This window comes from Tetragenococcus solitarius NBRC 100494, from assembly GCF_001544195.1.
GTDB lineage: Bacteria > Bacillota > Bacilli > Lactobacillales > Enterococcaceae > Tetragenococcus > Tetragenococcus solitarius.
The window spans coordinates 38,162-57,284 of record NZ_BCPY01000002.1; the positions used below are offsets into that span (position 1 = coordinate 38,162).

The following is a 19,123-nucleotide window of genomic DNA, read 5'->3' on the forward strand; positions in this document are numbered from 1 at the left end:
TAAGAATTAAAAAATATCTCGCGGACGAACAATCCCTAATAAATTTCCATTAGGATTTCCATCCTTCGTTATAAAAACAGCATCTAATAAACCATTGTTATGAAATTTTTGTTCCACTTCATTGATTGTTGTATCCTCTGCTACAAAGTCAAAGTTTGTCTGCTTGCCATCGGTAATAATCAGATCTTTAGCAGTCCGGTTTTCTAAATTGATTTTTCCTTCGGTACTTTCTTTAGCAAACCAGTAACCTAACGCTTTTAAAGTGATCAATCCTTGGAAAACACCTTTTTTGTACAAGGGGAACTGTGAGTACCTTTTTGCAGCTACAATTTTTAATAACTCACTAATTGGGATATCCTGCTCAAAACCAGTTACATTTTTAGCAAATCGTGGAATTACTGTTTCAGGTTGTAATAATTCCGTTTCAATTTTTTTAATTCGGTCTAAAATCCATTGGTTTGGCTCAGCAATCACAAAATCCTCACCAATTTGTTCATGAACAATGGCATTACGTAACTGTGAAATTTGTAGTAAGTCATTTTCATAGGTTTTTACTGCTAGTTCTTCATGATTGCTTAATCTTCGTACCATTTGGTTAAATCCCATATTTTGTGGATTTTTTAATTGATCATTTAACCATTTTTCGATGCGGTTAAAACTACTTAAAAAAGCTTCTGCTCGTTCGCCCACCTGGTATCCTCCTTTATCCTTATTTAAACTGTCTATTTAAAACAATCCGCTGGCATTGCCATTGACATCGATATCCATATTTAAGGCAGCTGGATATTTAGGTAAGCCCGGCATTGTCAAAATATTTCCGGTTAACACGACTAAAAAGCCAGCTCCCATTTTAGGAACGATTTCTCGAACAGTTAGAACAAAATCATCAGGAACGCCCAATAAATTAGCGTTATCTGACAACGAATATTGTGTTTTAGCAATACAAATTGGCAACTGATCCCAGCCGTTTTTCTCAAATTCCTTTAATTGTTTTCTAGCATTTGTTTCAAACGAAACCTCTCGAGCTCCATAAATTTCGCAAGCCACTTTTTTAATTTTGTCTTCTAGTGGTAAATAGTCTTGATAGAGTCGTTTATAGTCTGCTTTTTGCTGATTAATGGTATCTACTACCGTTTGGGCTAAATCTTTAGCCCCCATTCCACCCTCTGCCCAAGCAGAACTTCTTATTGCTTTCACACCTATTTTTTGACATAGCTTTTGTAATAAAGAAAGCTCACTTGTTTGATCCGTGGCAAATTCATTAATAGCCACTACAACGGGAAGCTGATATTTTTGCATATTTTGTACATGTTTTTTTAAGTTGGCAAATCCTTTTTCTAAAGCGGATAAATTTATATTTTCTAGCTGATCACTCGCTAAGCCTCCATGCATTTTTAACGCCCGAACCGTGGCTACTACCACTACGACATCGGGTGCTTTTTCTAAATTAGGTACTTTGATGTCTAAAAACTTTTCCGCTCCCAAATCTGCCCCAAAACCAGCCTCTGTCACTGCATATTCACCTAAACGTAAAGCAGCTTTTGTTGCAACTACACTGTTACATCCGTGAGCAATATTGGCAAAAGGTCCGCCATGGATAAAGGCAGGTGTTTGTTCCATCGTTTGTACAAGGTTGGGTTTCATAGCCTCTTTTAATAAAAGAGCTAAGGCCCCTTCTACTTGTAAATCATGGACAGTTACTGGTTGACTTTCATAAGTATAGCCGATAACAATTTTAGCCAAACGAGATTTTAGATCTGATAAATCCCTAGCTAGGCATACAACAGCCATGATTTCACTAGCCACCGAAATATCAAACCCTTCCTCACGTGGCACACCTTGAGCTTTATTACCTAGTCCTATTACCGTATGTCGTAATGCACGGTCATTTAAATCTAACGATCTTTTCCATATAATTTGTTGTGGATCTATTCCTAGTTCATTTCCCTGATGGATATGATTGTCGATTAAAGCGGAAAGTGCATTATTGGCTGTTGTAATTGCATGAATGTCACCTGTAAAGTGCAAATTTATTTCTTCCATGGGTAAGACTTGCGAATAGCCCCCTCCAGTAGCGCCTCCTTTTAATCCCATAACAGGCCCTAACGAAGGCTCTCTTAAAGCTAAAACAGCATTTTTATGTATTTTTTTTAAACCATCTGCTAAACCAATTGAAACCGTCGTTTTACCTTCGCCAGCCGGCGTGGGGTTAATAGAAGTGACCAAAATCAATTTACCCAAAGGCGCCTTTTTATCTTCCGGTAAAGTAATTTTAGCTTTAAATTTACCATATAACTCAACAGATTCCTTTGAAATTTCCAATTTTTCCGCCACTGTCTCAATAGGCGCTAGCGTGGTTTGTTGTGCAATTTCTATGTCTGATAACACAAGATTTCCCTTCTTTCTCTACTCATTTTACCGTTTTCAACATGATTTCTTTTCCAACTAGACAGTTTTCACCGGGACACTTTCGGGCAATACCTTACAAAAGCTGCCCACCTGCTTTTTGTTCAATCGTAATTCCAAAGATTGCTCTTTTAGATAAATCGTCAACAGATTGCCAGAAATTTGAATAAGTCGAATTTGTTCAAATGGAATATAATCTGTTTTCCAAAATCGAGCATAATTAATTTGTAAGCCATTTTTATGAATAATGACTGCCCGTTGATAACCACGGTAAAAAAGAAGTAAAAAAACCACAATAAAAAGCATGCTCTTCCAGTGAACTTCAGCCCGTTCTAAGATAAACGACAGACTTAAAAACAAAAATATAAAAGTGATCGACCAGTAAATAATAGCTAAAGAATGTTCAGGCTGCCAACGGATTTTATTTTTTTTCAAGTTGCTCTCCTTTCACATCTATCATTTCAGAATTTTGTATATTATAATCAAATCATTCAAGTAGTCTATTAGGAGGTTTACAAGTGATAAAGTCATATATTGACGCTTCAACTAAAGGAAATCCCGGTCCAAGTGGAGGCGGAATTATCCTTTTAGGGGACGGCATCTACGAACAAGAATCTTTTGCCCTTTCAGAACTAACAAATCATCAAGCAGAATTTGCTGTTTTTAATTATTTACTTGATGATTTATACCAACGACAACTTTATAATCAAACCATTCTTGTTTACACTGACAGTCAAATTTTAGCGCAGACTGTTCAGAAAAACTATGCAAAAAATCCAGATTTCAAAAAATTCTTGGCAGAAATTCAAGAAAAGTTAACAAATTTCCCACTATTATTGATTGAGTGGATTCCCGAAGCTAAAAATAAAGGAGCTGATCATTTAGCCAGACAAGGTTTGCAAAAAGCACTTCGTTTAAAGAATCGGCGAAAGTAGACGAGAAAAATTTTGTTTAAATTTTAGCCAATAAGATTGTTGATCAATCATCTCTTGCGTAAGCAAAGTCGCATGCTTCATGTCCTCTTCAAAAATCGCGGCTAAATCATTATTGATTTTTTCATCATAGGCAAAAGCACTTACTTCAAAGTTAAGTTCATAACTTCTGATATCTTGGTTGGTTGTACCAAAAGAAGCAATAGTATTGTCACTAACCAAAGTTTTTGCATGGATAAAACCATCCGTATAGATATAAATCTTGGCGCCTATTTTTTGAAATAAGTTCGCGTAGTACTGAGTAGCACGGTAGATAAATGGATGGTCTGGTATACAAGGAATCATAATGCGTACATCAACTCCTGAACGAATTGCGATGCAAAGCGCACTTGTCATTGAATCATCTGGAATTAAATAAGGCGTTTGGATCCAAATTCTTTCCTTAGCTGCTACAATTGTTTTAATAAAGCCACCTTCAATAATTTGCTCAATAGACTCTGGGCCATCAGCCACAATTTGCATGGCTGCATCTTCTTTGTCCACTTGTGCAGGAATAACAAAGTAACGCTCTTCATATTCTAAAAGGTCTTCATTTTTCCGAATCGAAGCATTCCAATCACGAATAAAGATTTCTTGTAAAGAAAAAGAAGCTGTCCCGACAATTCTAGCGTGAGTATCACGCCAGTAACCAAATTTTTCTGTCGTTTCGACATACTGATCTCCTACATTAAATCCGCCAACCCAGCCAATTTGACCGTCAACCACGACAATTTTACGATGTAAGTGATAGTTCAAGCGGGTTTTTCTGATTAAGTTCCTTGAAGTAATAAACGGCATTACTTTGCCGCCTGCTTCTTTTAGCGGTTTAAAGAATTTAACATTGGTTCGTCCACCCCACGGGTCAAAAACTAGACGAACTTCTACTCCTTCTCTAGCTTTTTTTACTAAAAGATCTAAAAAAGCATTCCCAATTTTATCATCAAAAAAAGCGTAATATTCTACATGAATGTTGTCTTTGGCTTTTTTTATGTCTTCAAATAAATGAGAGAATTTTTCTTTACCATCAGTAAAAAATTCAACCTGGTTTCCTCTTGTAAGTGGTGACTCCTCCATATTAGCAAAAAATTGTTTTAATAGGACCGCTTCGTAAGGATAAGATTTTGGTGCATATTTTGTATTATTTTCTTCAATCATTTCGTTGATTTCTTTGATTCGTTTTTGATGTTGCTCACTAAATAAATAAACCGTTTCTCTATCAATTCCTCTGCCAAAAAAGGAATACAAAATAAATCCTAAACCTGGTAAAAAAACTAAAGTCATCATCCAAGCAAGTATACTCGTGATTGAACGAGGGCGGCGAAATACTGTGATAAATGCACCAACAGTATTAATCAGAATTAAGCCCCAAATGATTTGATATAAAATGGCTAAGTCCGTTCTTAAGTCCATTAGGTCCCCCTCAAAGTAAGTAATTATGATCAAGTCTTACATCCAAATGATAATTTCCGATTCTTTGAACGACTAACTGTCGTATCTTTTCCAATAACTGATTTTCATCTTCTGAAATCTCTTCTGGAATAACTAAGTCAAACTGTAACACATTCTCATTTTTTACACGTAAATCATGCATTTTTAAACCTTCACCCAAATCGGCTAAGATACTCGTCAGTTCTTTATTAATCCTCAGGTATTCATCATCATGAATAGCCACTGGATCCAAATGACAAACTAGTTCTACATCAAGATTTTCTTTAAAGTCTTTTTCGATCATATCAATGATCTGATGGGCATAAGTTAGGCTCCAACAGGCGTCTATTTCAATGTGAACTGAAGCAAAATTACTCTGTGGCCCATAATTATGAACCAACAAGTCATGATACCCTAAAATTGAAGGATAATTGGAAAGGCGTGCTTCCATAACCCGTACCTCTTGTTCTGAAGGTCGACTCCCTAATAATTCATCGATAAAATCTTTAATCATTTTAATTCCAGTATAAATAATGTAAAGGGCTAAAACAAACCCAATAAAACCATCAATATACCAATTCGTCAAATGCTCAATTAAGGCAGACACTAATACAGTAACCGTTGTAAACACATCATTTAAACTATCTTTTCCCGAAGCTTGTAACGTTTGTGACTGTATTCTCTTTGCCAGACGCCGATACATTCTGCCTTGCCAGATTTTGATGAAAATTGAAGCTAGCAAAACAATAAATACAAAGGTAGAAAAAGAAATGCTTTCTGGTTCAAGTATTTTTTTAAAAGAGGTTTGTAAAAATTGAAAACCTACTATCATGATAACAAAAGAAACAGCTAAACCACTAATATATTCGAAACGTTCGTGACCATAGGGATGTTCTTTGTCTGCTGGTTTAGCTGCAACTTTAAAACCGATCAAAGTTAAAAGCGAAGAAATCATGTCTGATAAACTATTGACGGCATCAGCCATAATCGAAACCGAATTAGCGACAAGCCCGATAAAGATTTTGCCAAAAAACAAAATAACATTTGAAACTAGCCCCAGTACACCAGCAATTTGTCCAATTTTTGTCCGTTGTTCTTCTTTATTCTTATTTTTTAACATTTTTTCTACTAAACGTTCAAGCATCGTCAGAAAACTCCTTGCTGTATAAAGTTAACAAATGAAAAAAATTCTTCGTTAACATCCGAATGCACCCTGCTATGCTTAAATTAACAACAAATATCGAATAGTAAACAAAAGAGGCCGGAAAAAAACAAAAACTTTATATTTTCCAACCTTTTGTATAGCTACTTTTGCAACCAGTGTGTGACTTCTTCTAAAGCTTGAGGAATTCCTTCAGGTTTTTTCCCGCCAGCTTGGGCCATATCTGCACGTCCGCCACCACCACCAGCAACTTTAGGCGCAATTGCTTTAATTAAATCTCCAGCTTTAATGCCCTTATCTATTGTCTGTGGTGAGACTGCTGTTAAAAGGTTTGCCTTGCCGTTATTTTCTGTTGCCAAGACAAGTACATCAGAAATACTTTGTTGTTTCCATTGATCTGCTAATTGCCGCAGCTGATTCATATCTTTCACATTAATCTGGGCAGCAATATAAGAAATATCGTTGACGTATTTTATGTCTTTAAACACATTTTCGGCTTGTTGGTTGGCTATTTTGCTTGATAGCTGCTCATTTTCTTTTTGCAATTGTTGTAATTGTTGTTGTAGCTGCTCAGTTTTTTCCACCACTTCATCGATTCTTGGCAATTTAAGAATGTCAGCTAATTTACGTAAGTCATCTTCTTGTTGGGCAAAATGTTGGTAAGCTTCTTGGCTGGTGACAGCATCAATTCTGCGAACACCGGCTCCAATACCAGATTCTGATACAATTTTAAATACGCCGATATCTTCTGTATTTTTTACGTGGTTCCCACCACAAAGTTCAATCGACCAGTCTGCTACATTGACTACTCGGACTTCGTTGCCATATTTTTCACCGAATAAAGCCATCGCTCCCATTTCTTTCGCAGTTTTTAAGTCTGTCTCAATCGTAGTTACATCTAAGGCCTGTCCAATTTTTTCATTAACAATTTTTTCCATTTCCCGTAACTCTTTGGTAGTAATTTGACCAAAATGAGTAAAATCAAAACGTAAATGTTCAGGATCAACCAGCGAACCTGCTTGATTAGCTTGCGATCCTAAAACTTCTTTTAAAGCTTTGTGCAACAAATGAGTCGCTGTATGATTTTTTATAATTCGATTATGTCGGTCTTTATCAACTTTTAATGTATATTCTTGACCTTTTTGTAATGATTTTTTTATATTTACTTGGTGTAAATATTGTCCTTTAGGCGCTTTTTGAACATCAGTGACAACTGCACACGTTTTTCCACTTTGATCAATAATAACGCCTGTATCAGCAACCTGTCCACCCATTTCGGCATAAAATGGTGTCTGCGAAAAGATGACTTCTGCTTGACCGCCCTCTAAATGTTCAACAAATGTTTCATCTTGAATTAAAAGAGCCAGCGGACTTTTAGTTTCTAAAGTCGTATAACCTACATAGTGACTTGTAACATCGATTTCTTTTAGCAAGGAAGACTGCATTTTCATCGATTGTTCGTTACTTCTAGCATTACGCGCACGTTGACGCTGAGCCTGCATTTCACGTTCAAAACCTGCATGATCAACTTCAAAACCAGCTTCTTGTGCAATCTCTTCAGTCAATTCTACTGGAAAACCATAAGTGTCATACAATTTAAAAATATCAGCTCCATGAATAATTTGAGCTTGTTCATTCTTTTCTTTTGCCAACAATTGATCTAAGATCGCCATGCCTTCGTTAATAGTTTCATAAAAGCGTTTTTCTTCTGTTTTAATCACTTTTTCAACAAAGCTTTGTTGTTGCGATACTTCTGGATAGTAACTATTCATCGTTTTCCCTACTATGCCAACAAGTCGATATAAAAAAGCTTGGTTAATTGCTAATTTCTGTCCATGCATATCGGCACGGCGCAATAAACGTCTTAAAACATAGCCTCTTCCTTCATTAGAAGGAAGTGCGCCATCAGCAATAGCAAATGCTAAAGCACGAATATGGTCAGCAATCACTCTAAAAGAGACATCCGTTTCTTGGTTTTGCCCGTATTTTATTTGACCGCTTATTTGCTCAATCTCACGAATGATGGGCAAAAACAAATCTGTTTCAAAATTTGTCGGTGTATCTTGAATAACGGAAACAATCCGTTCTAACCCCATACCCGTATCAATATTTTTACTAGGCAATGGTTCATAGGTATCATCTGGTTTATGATTAAATTCCGAAAAAACAAGGTTCCAGATTTCTAAGTAACGTTCGTTTTCTCCTCCAGCATAGTTTTCTGGATCATCTTCAGCTAAATCATTAAATTTTTGTCCTCGGTCATAGAAGATTTCTGTGTCCGGCCCACTTGGACCTGCCCCAATATCCCAAAAATTATCTTCAATTTCTACAATATGATCACTTGCCAGCCCTACTTCTTCTTTCCAGATTCGTTTTGCTTCTTTGTCCTTAGGATAGACAGTTACATACAGCTTTTGTGGATCAAAGCCAATCCATTCAGGCGAAGTTAGAAATTCCCAAGCAAAGTGAATCGCTTCTTCTTTAAAGTAATCTCCAATAGAAAAGTTCCCTAACATTTCAAACATTGTTTGATGGCGAGCCGTCCGGCCCACATTTTCGATATCATTTGTACGAATTGATTTTTGAGCATTAGCAATCCGAGAGTTTTCCGGCACAACGGTCCCGTCAAAATATTTTTTTACAGTAGCAACACCTGAATTAATCCATAATAACGTCGGATCATCTACAGGGATTAATGAAGCACTAGGCTCAATCGAATGGCCTTTTGACTTGAAAAAGTCTAAAAACATTTGTCGAACTTCAGAACTCGATAAGTCTTTCATAGTTATTCTCCTTATAAACGATTAAAATTGGTTTTTCTTGCAAAGAATTAAAAAAGACACCTTTGCAAACCAAGGACGTCTACACGCGGTACCACCTTGCTTGCAATGATGTCGATCATTACCTCTTATACTTCCATAACGCCAAAGCCGCGTTGGTATTTCTACCAAACGTAAAAAGGGAGCAATCAAAAAACATCTTGCTTTTTCTCTCAGCATGAAAAAACTTTCTGTAAAAGACGCACACTCTTGATCATATCCTTTATTCCTTTCAAAGTATAGGCAAATTTTCAGAAAAAGTCAATCAAATTTAACGCTCTTGTGTAAAAATTTCAACTATTTTGAATGATAATTGCTTTACGAAAACGAAAGTCGTAAGGACTCATTAATTCATAAGGTGCTAAAATTTTTCGTGATCGATAATAAGAAGCTAATGGAAGATGATCAAATAAAGGATGCCCCACTTTTTCAGCTTTTTCTGTTTTTAGATACATAGAATCTGTTAATTCCCAATAAGACAAATTATTTGGACAATATAAACCAAACATATTGGGTTGTTGTATTTTTTGAGCCGCCTGTTTTCCATAATAACTATCATCTTCTATTAAATCATTTCCCCAACGGAATAGTTTACGAGTAGCTCCAGAAACGGCATATTCCCACTGATCTTCTGTCAATAAATCAAAAAGTTCCTCTTCCGTCTTTTCCTGCAAACGACGCAGATGACAGATTTCATGGGTATAAACACCATATTTTTCCTCTGCTTCAACCAGCAAAGCGTAAAACTTATCTTCTTCAAAAATTTCTTGTGGCACCGTTACACTTAAACTTTCCTCAAAAGTTTGTGGCTGCTTAAAATAACTAAAAAATGTCTCTTTAATCGGCATGAAATCTTCTAGACTTCCAGAAAACTCTCCTGTAATCATATTTACATCGCCAATATAAGTGGTTCCCACAGGTTGAGCGCTTTTTTGGACCAACATAGGAGCAATGCTTTTTTTGCGTAATGGGGTAGTGGACTCATTGATGAAAATGTCCCAATCCTCAGTCGTTTTTAACTCATAATTTTTTTGAATTTTACGATAAGTTTCATTTTCGTGCAAAGGCGTTTGGTCCCATAAATGACGAGAAATCCCCTGTATCCCTGACTGCCAGCCCAATATAGCTGCTTGGTTTCCAGGCACTAAAACAAAACGCTCACCATCGATTGAACATTCGAAAGTGCCACATTTAACACCATCTAATTCAAATTGCTGATAGATAACATTGGAAATTTTTTTCAAAGGACTGACGAAGTATTTTAACACCTGATTCATCACTTGAGTTTTTAGCTCAAGTGACAAATTTTTCCATTGGGTCCATTCTAAAGCCTCAAAAATATTCACACCTATTCTCCCTCTCTTTTTATGTTTTGTTAAACAAATTTGGTAAAATAAAGTATAGTATCCTAACAACATAGGAAAAAATAGCATAAGGAGCTGTTTTTATGCAGACAGGGCTCGCCCCAATTTATAATGAAGATACAGAAGTTTTGATTTTAGGCAGCGCACCTAGCGTTCAATCGTTAAAAAAACAACAATATTATGGCAATAAAGGCAACCTCTTTTGGCAAATTATCTTTACTGCTTTACAAGTAGCTGATCCTAAATCCTATGAAAAACGTCTTCAATTATTACTAGACCACCATATTGGCCTGTGGGATGTTTTCCAAAACTTTGAGCGTACAGGTAGTATGGATCACCGCTTTACAAAATATCAGTTCAATGATTTTCATACTATGCTAGAAAATTCAGCCATTAAAACAATCATTGCTAATGGCAAGACTGCTTATCATGAGATTATGGCACAACAACTTTTCCCTAAACAGACCGTTTATCACTGTCTTTCAACCAGCGGAGCTAATAATAGTCGCATGCAGCAACGACAAAATGAATGGGAGCAAGTTTTAAACAAAATAATAACTACTTATTTCGGCAAAGAGGACTGGATAAAAGCGGCTGCTTTTTACCTTCGTTACCAAGTCTTTGTACTCGAACAACAGATTGCACCTTATTTAGAATTTAACGAACAAACCAAAACATCCAGCAACTACTTTGTCAGCTTCAAGCAAAAAGAACCCATTGCTACCATTCGTTATGACACTTATGACAAACAGACAATTTGTCCAGATCGGTTTTGTGTAAGCAAAAAGTTAAGAAAACAAGGCGTTGGTGCCAACTTATTAAAGACCCTTGAACAAAAAGCTAGAAAACAAGGATATAAATATAGTTTACTTACAGCAGAAGAGCATGCGATTCTTTTTTACCAAAAAAATGACTATTATATCGACTCTAAAGCTTTTTTAGAAGATGGTATTTCTTGTGTAAAAATGAAGAAAATACTTTAGCGGTTAGAATTTTTCTTTTCTTTCCGCGCAGCACGTTGTTGTCTTCTGCGTTCCAACTTACGCTTTTCTTGGTTACTTTTATTAATCTCTTGTTTAATCTTTTTCTTATAACCTGGTTTTACCTTTTTCTTTTGCTTTTTGACATAGCCGATCATTTCAGGATCCAATTCTTCTGACGTTTTTTCTCTTTTTTTACGACGATTCCGATCATAAGTGTCAACAATTTCTCCTCGCTTGATTTCTTTGGGTTCAAATTCAATCCCCATTTTTTCTAAAGAGCTAATCGCACGTTCGTCACTTGGGTCATATAAAGTAATCGCCGTCCCTTTTAGTTGATTACGTCCGGTCCGTCCTACTCGATGGATAAAGAAATCCAAATCATAAGGCAGCTCAGCGTTAATCACATGGCTGATACCTTCGATGTCAATTCCGCGGGCCGCTAAGTCTGTTGCTACCACATACTGATACTCCAAATGATGAATTTGGCGCATCACACGTTTGCGTTGCCTTGCAGGAATATCGCCATGAATTTTCGCTACTTTTAACCCTTGATTTTGCAAAAAATCACTAATTTCATTAACCCGCTCTTTGGTGTTAGCAAAAACAACAGCCAAGTAAGGTTGTCCAATAGTTAATAATTGGTAAATCAATTGATTTTTATCTTTTCCTTTAGTAGAAACCAACCAATTTTCAATTGTTTCAGCAAGCAGCTTTTTAGGCTTAATTTCTTCTATCACAGGATAAGTGACATATTTTTTTAAAAACGGCCGTAGTTTTTCAGGAATGGTAGCAGAAAATACCAGCATCTGGATTTTATCTGAAAATTTCGCTGCAATCTGGTCAACTTCTGGTAAAAAACCAAGATCTAATGTCATATCAGCTTCATCTACAACAAACGACTTGCTTTTATGAATTAAAAGTGCATTCTCTTTTACCATATCTAATATCCGTCCAGGAGTCCCTATCACTAATTGTGGTTGTTGATAATTTAATTGTTCTAACTGTCTTTTTTTATCGGTTCCTCCGACAAATTTTGACACTCGAATTTCTTCAGGTGCAAATGCGACAATTTGCTTAGCAACTTGATAAATTTGTTCAGCTAACTCACGGCTTGGTGCCGTAACAACCACTTGTACTTCATTTTTGTCTGTTGCAATTTGATCAATTAAGGGTAATAAAAAGGTATGTGTTTTTCCACTACCAGTTTGTGATTGGCCAATAACATTGCGCCCTTTTTGGATTAACGGAATTAATCTTTCTTGAACTTCTGTAGGCTTTTTAAAGCCACTTTCTTTTAGTGCCTGATAAATAAATGGTTGGAATTTAAATGTTTCAAAAGCCATTCATCCACCTTCTTTCTTTTTTATGTAAAAATTTCAGTTTCCTACTTACGAGACAGAAAATGAAAATTCAGAGTCTATTAAATCAAAAGCTCCTCTATTATTAACGTCTTAACTATATCAGATTAATACTTGTTTTTCATTCTTTTTTCTAAACAAGAAAGCTCTTTTCTTTCAAGCAAAAACAAAAGTACAGGTTAAAAGATTTTTAATGATTAAAGATCTTTTAACCTGTATTTTTAAGGAAAGTCAATAATTTCGTAGTACCTCGCTCGAACTGGCGTATTAATAGATAAAATTGATAAAATATTTAATTCTAATTTAACTAATTTTTCTTCAACCAAAGTATAACAATTATCTTCAAATGCTTCTTCTATAAAAGCAAGAAGCTCCTTTTCGTCCCCTTGGCATTCTTGTTCGATTCCTTGTAACTGTTTAAAAATACGCCCATCATTCAAAACAAAATACTCTTTTCCATATTTATAAACAGCAACATTATAATCACGCGTCGGTAGTTTTGTATGAATTGCAAATAAACATTCATTTACATTGGTGACGACAAAGGCCAATTGATCCGGCTTTAGCATATGCTGATAAAACAATCTTTTTGCCCCCTCTTCTTCTATTATAAAGTAAGATTTAAAAAATGGAAATAATTAACTCAAAAAGAGATAAAAACCTTTTAAATTACCATTCCTCATAGAATTCTTGCAAAAAGTCTTGCATAAATTTTTTTCGACGCATGCCTTCCTTTTTACCATAAGTTGTATTCATCAAGTCTGGTAGTAAAAATAATTTTTCATACATATGATTAATCATTGTTGTTGGTTGCCGGTACTCTTTTTTATTTCGAAAATACAACGAAGGTTTATTTTTATCATAAATTGCTTGTCCATGAGCACCACTAAAATAAGCCGCTCGTAAAATACCACCTGCGCCTAGTGCCTCCAAGCGATCTGCATCTTGCACAATTTTTCCTTCTAATGAAAGGGGCTTTGTTTGAGTAAACATTTCACTTGAAAAAGATAAGTTTTGAATAATCGATAAAATAGCATCGATTTTTTCAATGGAACAGCCGATCTCTTTTAAAAAAAGTTGCAACTCTCTGATTTTCTTTTCTGGATTGACTGTAACCTTATCATCAATTACATCATGCAAATAAGCACTTGCCGTGACAATAAAATCATCAACTTGTAATTTATCTTCCTTTATGATCTGCTCAGTTAAAAAAGCAGTTCTTTTGGCATGCTCGAAGTCGTGGCCGGTTTTTTCCTGCGCTAATTGTTTTTGAGCGTACGCAATAATTTTATTTATTTTTTTCATTGATTGTCACACTATTCATTTATTTGATAAACCGAAAAATAAATCTCTTGCAAATATTCGAGCAGGTATTGTGGATTTAATGCTTCGCCTGTAGCATCATAGATTAACTGATTCGGTTTTTTTGCTGCCCCATATTGGTGGATGTTTCTAGTCAACCATTTTCTGATAGGAGAATAATCATCCGAGCCTAATACTTTATCAACGTCGATTTCTTTTTTCATTGCATAATACAATTGACAAGCATACATATAACCTAAAGCGTAAGAAGGAAAATAACCAAATTCGGCTGCTGACCAATGAACATCTTGCAAGATCCCTTCTAAATCATCTTGAGGACGAATACCCAAATATTGTTCATACTTGTCATTCCAAACTTGTGGTAATTCTTCTACTGTTACTTCCTCGTTAAAAATCATTTTTTCAATTTCATAACGAATAATAATATGCAAAATATAGGTAAGACTATCAGCTTCAATACGGATCAAACTTGCCTGTGTTTGTTTAAGCGAAGCATAAAAATCTTCAAAAGAAATATCGTCAAAAATTCCTTGAGCACATTTTTGTAAATAAGGGTACTGTTTTTGCCAAAAAGACCTTCGACTTCCAATAACTAATTCGTTAAACAAAGACTGTGACTCATGAACCCCCATAGAAGCTCCTTCATGAATAGGAGTGTATTCAAATTTTTCAGAAATATTCTGTTCATAAATCCCATGACCTGCTTCATGAATCAAGCCCATTATTCCTGTAGTAAGGTCTTTTTTATTCCAACGATTTGTTAGGCGTACATCTTGATGATTAATCCCTGTGGCAAAAGGGTGGACAGTATCGTCAACGCGCCCTCGGTCTAAATCAAAACCAAGGTCTTCTACAACCTTTATAACAAATTTACGTTGTTGCTCTTTGGACATTTCACGACTTAAAAAGTCTGTTCTAGGTTTAGTTCCCCGGGTCTCGATTTTTTCGCGTAATTTGATAATGCCATCTCTAACGGTTGAAAATACCTCATCCAAAGTTTTCGTTGTCATATTTGGTTCATAGAGATTTAGTAAAACGTCATAATCTGTTTCTTCATCTTTTTTCCAATAAGAAATCAATTCTTTCGTTAAGCGAATATTTTCCTTTAAAGCACCATAAAACAAGGAAAAGTCCTTTCTTTTACGAGCTTTTTGCCAAGCATAATGAGCATCAGCTGTTGCTTTACTATATTCTATCATTAGTTCATTAGGGACAGCATATTGTCTGTCATACTCTTCTTTAACTAATGTTAAGGCTATCTTTCCTATTTCAGAAAGCTCATCTGGATGTTGTCCAAAATAATCGATTGCTTCTGTCATTTTAGGGCCGATTTTTTTAGCAAAATATTTCCCATACAAAAAACTGGAAACTTCTGCACGATAGTTACTAGCTTCTTCAGGCATGCCAGTCTGAGTATCCCATTCTAAAATACCAAGAGCTTGCTGCAATAAGTCCATTTCTTTTAATTCTGCTAAAAATTCTTGTTCCTTCATTTCGTAATCTCCTTTATTTAAAAAACAATCTGAAAGCTAATGATAACTAACAGCGAACTAAGTAAAGTTCCCAGTAGATAATATTCGGCAAATTTAGGCTCTTCTGCTATCTTATTATATCGCGCAATCGATTTGGCCGTCAGTACGAATCCGATGGCCGCATATTGACCAGCATAAAGCATAAATAAAATAATTAAGCGTTCCAAAACGCCTATTAAAGCCCCTGCATTTGTAAACCCATCATCTGCTATTTTAGGGTTAAAGGGGTCCAGTACTTTTCTAATAGTAATACTACTTGGCTTTATAATCAAAAGAAGCATCATAACCCAAGAAAGTACGCGGACAAAATGAATGTGAAAAATGCTAGCTAATTGGACAAAAAAGGGAAAGTAAGCAAGATCTACATGCTTCCATACAATACAAGCGACGACAAATAAAATCGTAAAAATATGTAGCAATTGATCGACAAGATAAAATAATACACTTTGTAAATCACTTAATCTAAAACGTCTCTGTATGAAAGTTTTGCCAAAATCAATCATAAAATGAATAACGGCAATGAGAGTTGCCCACAAAAAAAGCTGCCAATGAAATAATGGTAAAATCATAGCAAGCATAGTAAAAAAATAAATCAGACAATGTAAGGCTAAATACTTAAAAGAATATTCTTTTTCCTTTGCCATAGTAGCCGTCTGAAAATAATAGTCTGCTAAAATATGACCGATAAAAAAATGCAATAGTAAGATTTGTGTCATGTCTTTACCACCTATAATTGGTCAAGTACATCTTGAACTACAGCCAACGAATGACTAAAGGTATAAAAGTCTGTACTACCAAGAGCTTTATTTACGCTGGACTGTCCAATATCTAGCGCCTTAGCTGATTTATACTGATTCTTTTCATTTTCTAGATAAACTTTAATAATTTGCTTTTGGCGCTCGGTCCAATTGGTCTTTAACGATGTTTGCAAAGCGAAGACAGTATTAATTAGCTGCTCGTAGTGAGTATTCTTACCGCCACCAGTAGACAATAAAATATTTGATTTGCTTTTGGCATATTGTTTTTCGCTTTTTTCAATTTGCTCAATCATTGACCGTGCTCGATGATAGCAAGAGCCGTCAATTAACAAAGAGTTTTCTGGATGAATCTTAGTCTCTACCTCTCCTAAACCAATTCCCATACGTACTTCAATGGGCGCCAGCTTCAACTCAAGTTGAAAAAGGAGAGTCATCAAATGACTGCTATCTTTTAACAACCCCTGAAAGGCATCCCCCATACTAACAGTAAATTTCGCTGCCAGATCTTGCTTGTACTCTTGATTTAGCTGATCTAATACCTCAGAAAAATACAATTGGCTCGACTTTCGATGCTTTAGTTTTTTTGAATCTTTAATATCTCCTATAATCGCAATATATGGATACTCAGTGAATTTTTTGCCCATATTCCACCTCCTAAGCTTATTATATAATTCACGTAATAAGGAATCAATAAATAAAATTCCATTATAGGTGAATCTTTTTATAAGATGCATTAAATAAGGAATCATAACATGAAATATTCACTTATTATCCAAGTACAGGTGTATTAAATAGCCTTCACTTTTCCGCCATCAACGAGAATATTTTGCTCTGTCAGATAAGTATTCGCTCCTGAGACTAAAAAAGTAGCCACTTTGGCGAACTCCTCTGGCTTTCCATAGCGTTTCATTGGGATAGTCGCAAGATTTGCATCTTGTATTTCTTTTTTGTTTTGACCTTTTTTCTCTGCAGTCGCTTGGTCGAGTTCTTCAATTCTTTTTGTCTGGACGCGTCCTGGACCGATTGTATTTACCAATATGTCGTCTTGAGCTAGTTCTTGAGATAATGTTTTAGCAAGCCCTAAAATACCTACCCTAAACACATTAGATAATGTGAGCCCGTCGATGGGCTCTTTTGTCGATGAGGAAGTATTATTTAAAATACGTCCTTTATTCTCTTTTAAGTCAGGTAAAACGAGCCGAATCACACGAATATAACTTAGTAAAGTAAGCTCAAAGGCTTTTTGCCAATCTTCATCATCAAAGTCTTCAAAACTTCCCGCAGGAGGACCGCCGGAATTGTTGACCAAAATTGAGATAGAGCCAAATGTTTCTCTTGTTTGTTTAACAGCATCTGCGATACTTTCTGGTTTCGTCTGATCCAATACACAATAAGAAACAGAACCTGTTGCAGATTTTTCGATTTCTTCTTTAGCAGCCTTCAAGTCTTTTTCAGTCCGGCTGGTTAACATGACATTGGCCCCTTCATTAGCTAGTTCATGGGCGATTGCTTTTCCTAAACCGTTACTTGAAGCTAACACTAAAGCGTTTTTTCCTTTTATTTGCATATCCATTGGATCATACCTCTTTTATTATTTTTTAACTAGTAACTCACAATTATTATTTATAATCGTCCTTTGCCCTCTTAAATAATACCACGCTCTTTTAGTAACTGGGATTCATCTCCTGTAACCCAACCAAAAATTAGCGGTTGACCCTGTCTAAATTGCATAAGATAATTCGCTTCAAAAGGGATAGAAATCTCCTCTGTATGTTTTAAATAAAAAGCCACCCATTTCGTACGAGCAACGGCATGTTTGTCGTCAAGTAGTATAAGATCTACATTTTGGCATTTCATTTTCCTAGTCCCGATAAAGCGATAATATTCATATCCTTTACTCATTGCTACTTTTAGTTGTTCATCATTTTTTCTAGCTTTTACACTATTGGGATTGGCAGCAATAAACTCTTCAGCATAAAATTTGGTAATAGTTTCTAAATCAGTTTTTCCTGCCAGAGACTCATTAAATTTCTTTTCATAATTTGTAAAAAATAGCCTAATTTTGTCTTCCATTTGTGAACGATCCACTTTATAACATCCTTTCTTCCGCCTAACAACAACTTCTCCGATTATTGACAGAATTTTTTGCATAAGTAAATCCTATCGAAAAATTATCAAAAAAGGAAGATAACTTTTTATACATTTCGCATAATTGACTAGGTAGCCCTGTTTCTATTTCAAGCTGCTGAGAAGATATTTTTTTCGTTTGACTGTAAAAATCGTCCGCTAATCCAAAAAGACTAATCCAAATCAAAGTATCTGGCCAAGATTTGATTTCATCTTTTGCCTTGAAGCCTTGTCTTATAAGATTTTCAAGATAATGAAAATATTCTTGCAACTGATGATACAATTCATCGCCATTGGCAGTGTTTTTTTGGCTCTTTTTAAGACTCAAAGAGAATATTCGCCGTTCTTCTTCTTCTAAATACCCATTTTGAATCAAATGATTTTTTGAAACATTTATCAATTTACTTCCTAAAGGAATAAAAAGCATAGCATCAGTTTTAACCAAGTTCTTAAGTTCTTGATCAGAAATTTTATTTTCTTCGTCTGAAGCGTTCAGCAAAATATTCCAAATGAGCGACTCAATTGTATTTTCAACACTTTCTCCTTCTAATAACAAAATCGTCCCCGTTTCTTGCTTTGTCCACGACCCTTTTTCATTTTTTACAATAAGCAACTTCTCTTCAATAGCCCACTTTAAGAGGAAAGCATGGACATAATTTTCAAGTTTTCCGCCATGTATCTTTCGTAAATAAAAAGCAACATCTGATAGGTTTTCCTTAAAGGGGAGATGAGCTATCGTTTCAGTCTTTTCCACTTTTATCCCTTCTTAATATTTTTTAAATTCTAAAATAAACAACTTCTCTCATCTTTCATATTAACAGAAAAAGCGCATTCAAAAAACAAGAAAAGTTTAAAGAAAAAATAATCCATTCATTAATTAAAAGAAAAAGAG

At 35.3% G+C, this 19,123-nt stretch carries 18 protein-coding genes; 2 read left to right on the forward strand and 16 right to left on the reverse strand.

The window, feature by feature from the left end; translation table 11 throughout:
* Positions 1-6: 6 nt before the first annotated feature.
* The 3 genes from TS1_RS00900 to TS1_RS00910 are packed head-to-tail and all read right to left on the reverse strand — an operon-like array spanning position 7 to position 2,841.
* A complete protein-coding gene (locus tag TS1_RS00900) occupies positions 7-690 on the reverse strand; it encodes a CBS domain-containing protein (protein WP_068706867.1) in 684 nt (227 codons plus the stop codon).
* A gap of 36 nt (positions 691-726) precedes the next feature.
* The gene (locus TS1_RS00905) at positions 727-2,388 is read right to left on the reverse strand and encodes a formate--tetrahydrofolate ligase (RefSeq protein WP_068706868.1); all 1,662 of its coding nucleotides are present in this window, start codon (positions 2,386-2,388) and stop codon (positions 727-729) included.
* 57 nt (positions 2,389-2,445) lie between these two features.
* Entirely contained in the window at positions 2,446-2,841 is a 396-nt protein-coding gene (locus TS1_RS00910) for an EbsA family protein (RefSeq protein WP_068706870.1), read from the reverse strand.
* Between the two features lie 83 nt (positions 2,842-2,924).
* Between TS1_RS00910 and TS1_RS00915 the strand changes: the two genes are divergently transcribed.
* Positions 2,925-3,341: a ribonuclease HI family protein gene (locus TS1_RS00915; RefSeq protein WP_068706872.1), complete on the forward strand. Its 417-nt coding sequence runs from the start codon at positions 2,925-2,927 to the stop codon at positions 3,339-3,341.
* Here the strand turns inward: TS1_RS00915 and cls are convergent.
* From cls to TS1_RS00935, 4 genes are all read right to left on the reverse strand, one after another.
* Positions 3,321-4,787 (reverse strand): cardiolipin synthase, encoded by a 1,467-nt coding sequence (cls, locus tag TS1_RS00920; protein WP_068706874.1) that lies wholly within the window; start codon positions 4,785-4,787, stop codon positions 3,321-3,323. The genes TS1_RS00915 and cls overlap by 21 nt on opposite strands.
* Positions 4,788-4,797: 10 nt before the next feature.
* Positions 4,798-5,949, reverse strand: a complete 1,152-nt coding sequence (locus TS1_RS00925) for a cation diffusion facilitator family transporter (protein WP_068706875.1) — start codon at positions 5,947-5,949, stop codon at positions 4,798-4,800.
* A gap of 161 nt (positions 5,950-6,110) precedes the next feature.
* A complete protein-coding gene (gene alaS / locus TS1_RS00930; protein WP_068706877.1) occupies positions 6,111-8,750 on the reverse strand; it encodes an alanine--tRNA ligase in 2,640 nt (879 codons plus the stop codon).
* Positions 8,751-9,079: 329 nt separating this feature from the next.
* Positions 9,080-10,132, reverse strand: coding sequence for a DUF7278 family profilin-like fold-containing protein (locus TS1_RS00935; protein ID WP_068706880.1), 1,053 nt, complete (start codon positions 10,130-10,132; stop codon positions 9,080-9,082).
* A 101-nt stretch (positions 10,133-10,233) separates the two neighbouring features.
* On the opposite strand from TS1_RS00935, the gene TS1_RS12830 reads away from it, so the two are divergent.
* Positions 10,234-11,133 (forward strand): DNA-deoxyinosine glycosylase, encoded by a 900-nt coding sequence (locus TS1_RS12830; RefSeq protein WP_083498214.1) that lies wholly within the window; start codon positions 10,234-10,236, stop codon positions 11,131-11,133.
* On the opposite strand, the gene TS1_RS00950 is transcribed toward TS1_RS12830, so the two are convergent.
* The 9 genes from TS1_RS00950 to TS1_RS00990 form a co-directional block, all read right to left on the reverse strand.
* On the reverse strand, positions 11,130-12,476 hold the full coding sequence (locus TS1_RS00950) for a DEAD/DEAH box helicase (protein WP_068706882.1): 1,347 nt from the start codon (positions 12,474-12,476) through the stop codon (positions 11,130-11,132). The two genes, TS1_RS12830 and TS1_RS00950, sit on opposite strands and share 4 nt — an antisense overlap.
* Before the next feature lie 236 nt (positions 12,477-12,712).
* Positions 12,713-13,075, reverse strand: coding sequence for a hypothetical protein (locus tag TS1_RS00955; RefSeq protein WP_068706884.1), 363 nt, complete (start codon positions 13,073-13,075; stop codon positions 12,713-12,715).
* 85 nt (positions 13,076-13,160) lie between these two features.
* Positions 13,161-13,796 (reverse strand): HD domain-containing protein, encoded by a 636-nt coding sequence (locus tag TS1_RS00960; protein ID WP_068706886.1) that lies wholly within the window; start codon positions 13,794-13,796, stop codon positions 13,161-13,163.
* 11 nt (positions 13,797-13,807) lie between these two features.
* On the reverse strand, positions 13,808-15,307 hold the full coding sequence (locus tag TS1_RS00965; RefSeq protein ID WP_068706888.1) for a carboxypeptidase M32: 1,500 nt from the start codon (positions 15,305-15,307) through the stop codon (positions 13,808-13,810).
* A 17-nt stretch (positions 15,308-15,324) separates the two neighbouring features.
* A complete protein-coding gene (locus tag TS1_RS00970; protein WP_068706890.1) occupies positions 15,325-16,062 on the reverse strand; it encodes a DUF3307 domain-containing protein in 738 nt (245 codons plus the stop codon).
* A gap of 11 nt (positions 16,063-16,073) precedes the next feature.
* Positions 16,074-16,748 carry a SatD family protein gene (locus TS1_RS00975; RefSeq protein ID WP_068706892.1) on the reverse strand — a complete coding sequence of 225 codons (675 nt, stop codon included), beginning with the start codon at positions 16,746-16,748 and terminating at the stop codon, positions 16,074-16,076.
* Positions 16,749-16,891: 143 nt separating this feature from the next.
* Positions 16,892-17,677, reverse strand: coding sequence for an SDR family oxidoreductase (locus tag TS1_RS00980; RefSeq protein ID WP_068706894.1), 786 nt, complete (start codon positions 17,675-17,677; stop codon positions 16,892-16,894).
* 71 nt (positions 17,678-17,748) lie between these two features.
* The gene (locus TS1_RS00985) at positions 17,749-18,192 is read right to left on the reverse strand and encodes a hypothetical protein (protein ID WP_068706896.1); all 444 of its coding nucleotides are present in this window, start codon (positions 18,190-18,192) and stop codon (positions 17,749-17,751) included.
* A gap of 22 nt (positions 18,193-18,214) precedes the next feature.
* Entirely contained in the window at positions 18,215-18,985 is a 771-nt protein-coding gene (locus TS1_RS00990; protein ID WP_068706898.1) for a hypothetical protein, read from the reverse strand.
* Positions 18,986-19,123 lie beyond the last annotated feature (138 nt).

Bases quoted from the DNA above. Each gene is read 5' to 3' on its own strand.
- TS1_RS00960 (WP_068706886.1), bottom strand. From the start codon at position 13,796: ATGAAAAAAATAAATAAAATTATTGCGTACGCTCAAAAACAATTAGCG.
- TS1_RS00950 (WP_068706882.1), bottom strand. From the start codon at position 12,476: ATGGCTTTTGAAACATTTAAATTCCAACCATTTATTTATCAGGCACTA.
- TS1_RS12830 (WP_083498214.1), top strand. From the start codon at position 10,234: ATGCAGACAGGGCTCGCCCCAATTTATAATGAAGATACAGAAGTTTTG.
- cls (WP_068706874.1), bottom strand. From the start codon at position 4,787: ATGGACTTAAGAACGGACTTAGCCATTTTATATCAAATCATTTGGGGC.
- alaS (WP_068706877.1), bottom strand. From the start codon at position 8,750: ATGAAAGACTTATCGAGTTCTGAAGTTCGACAAATGTTTTTAGACTTT.
- TS1_RS00980 (WP_068706894.1), bottom strand. From the start codon at position 17,677: ATGGATATGCAAATAAAAGGAAAAAACGCTTTAGTGTTAGCTTCAAGT.
- TS1_RS00970 (WP_068706890.1), bottom strand. From the start codon at position 16,062: ATGACACAAATCTTACTATTGCATTTTTTTATCGGTCATATTTTAGCA.
- TS1_RS00925 (WP_068706875.1), bottom strand. From the start codon at position 5,949: ATGCTTGAACGTTTAGTAGAAAAAATGTTAAAAAATAAGAATAAAGAA.
- TS1_RS00975 (WP_068706892.1), bottom strand. From the start codon at position 16,748: ATGGGCAAAAAATTCACTGAGTATCCATATATTGCGATTATAGGAGAT.
- TS1_RS00965 (WP_068706888.1), bottom strand. From the start codon at position 15,307: ATGAAGGAACAAGAATTTTTAGCAGAATTAAAAGAAATGGACTTATTG.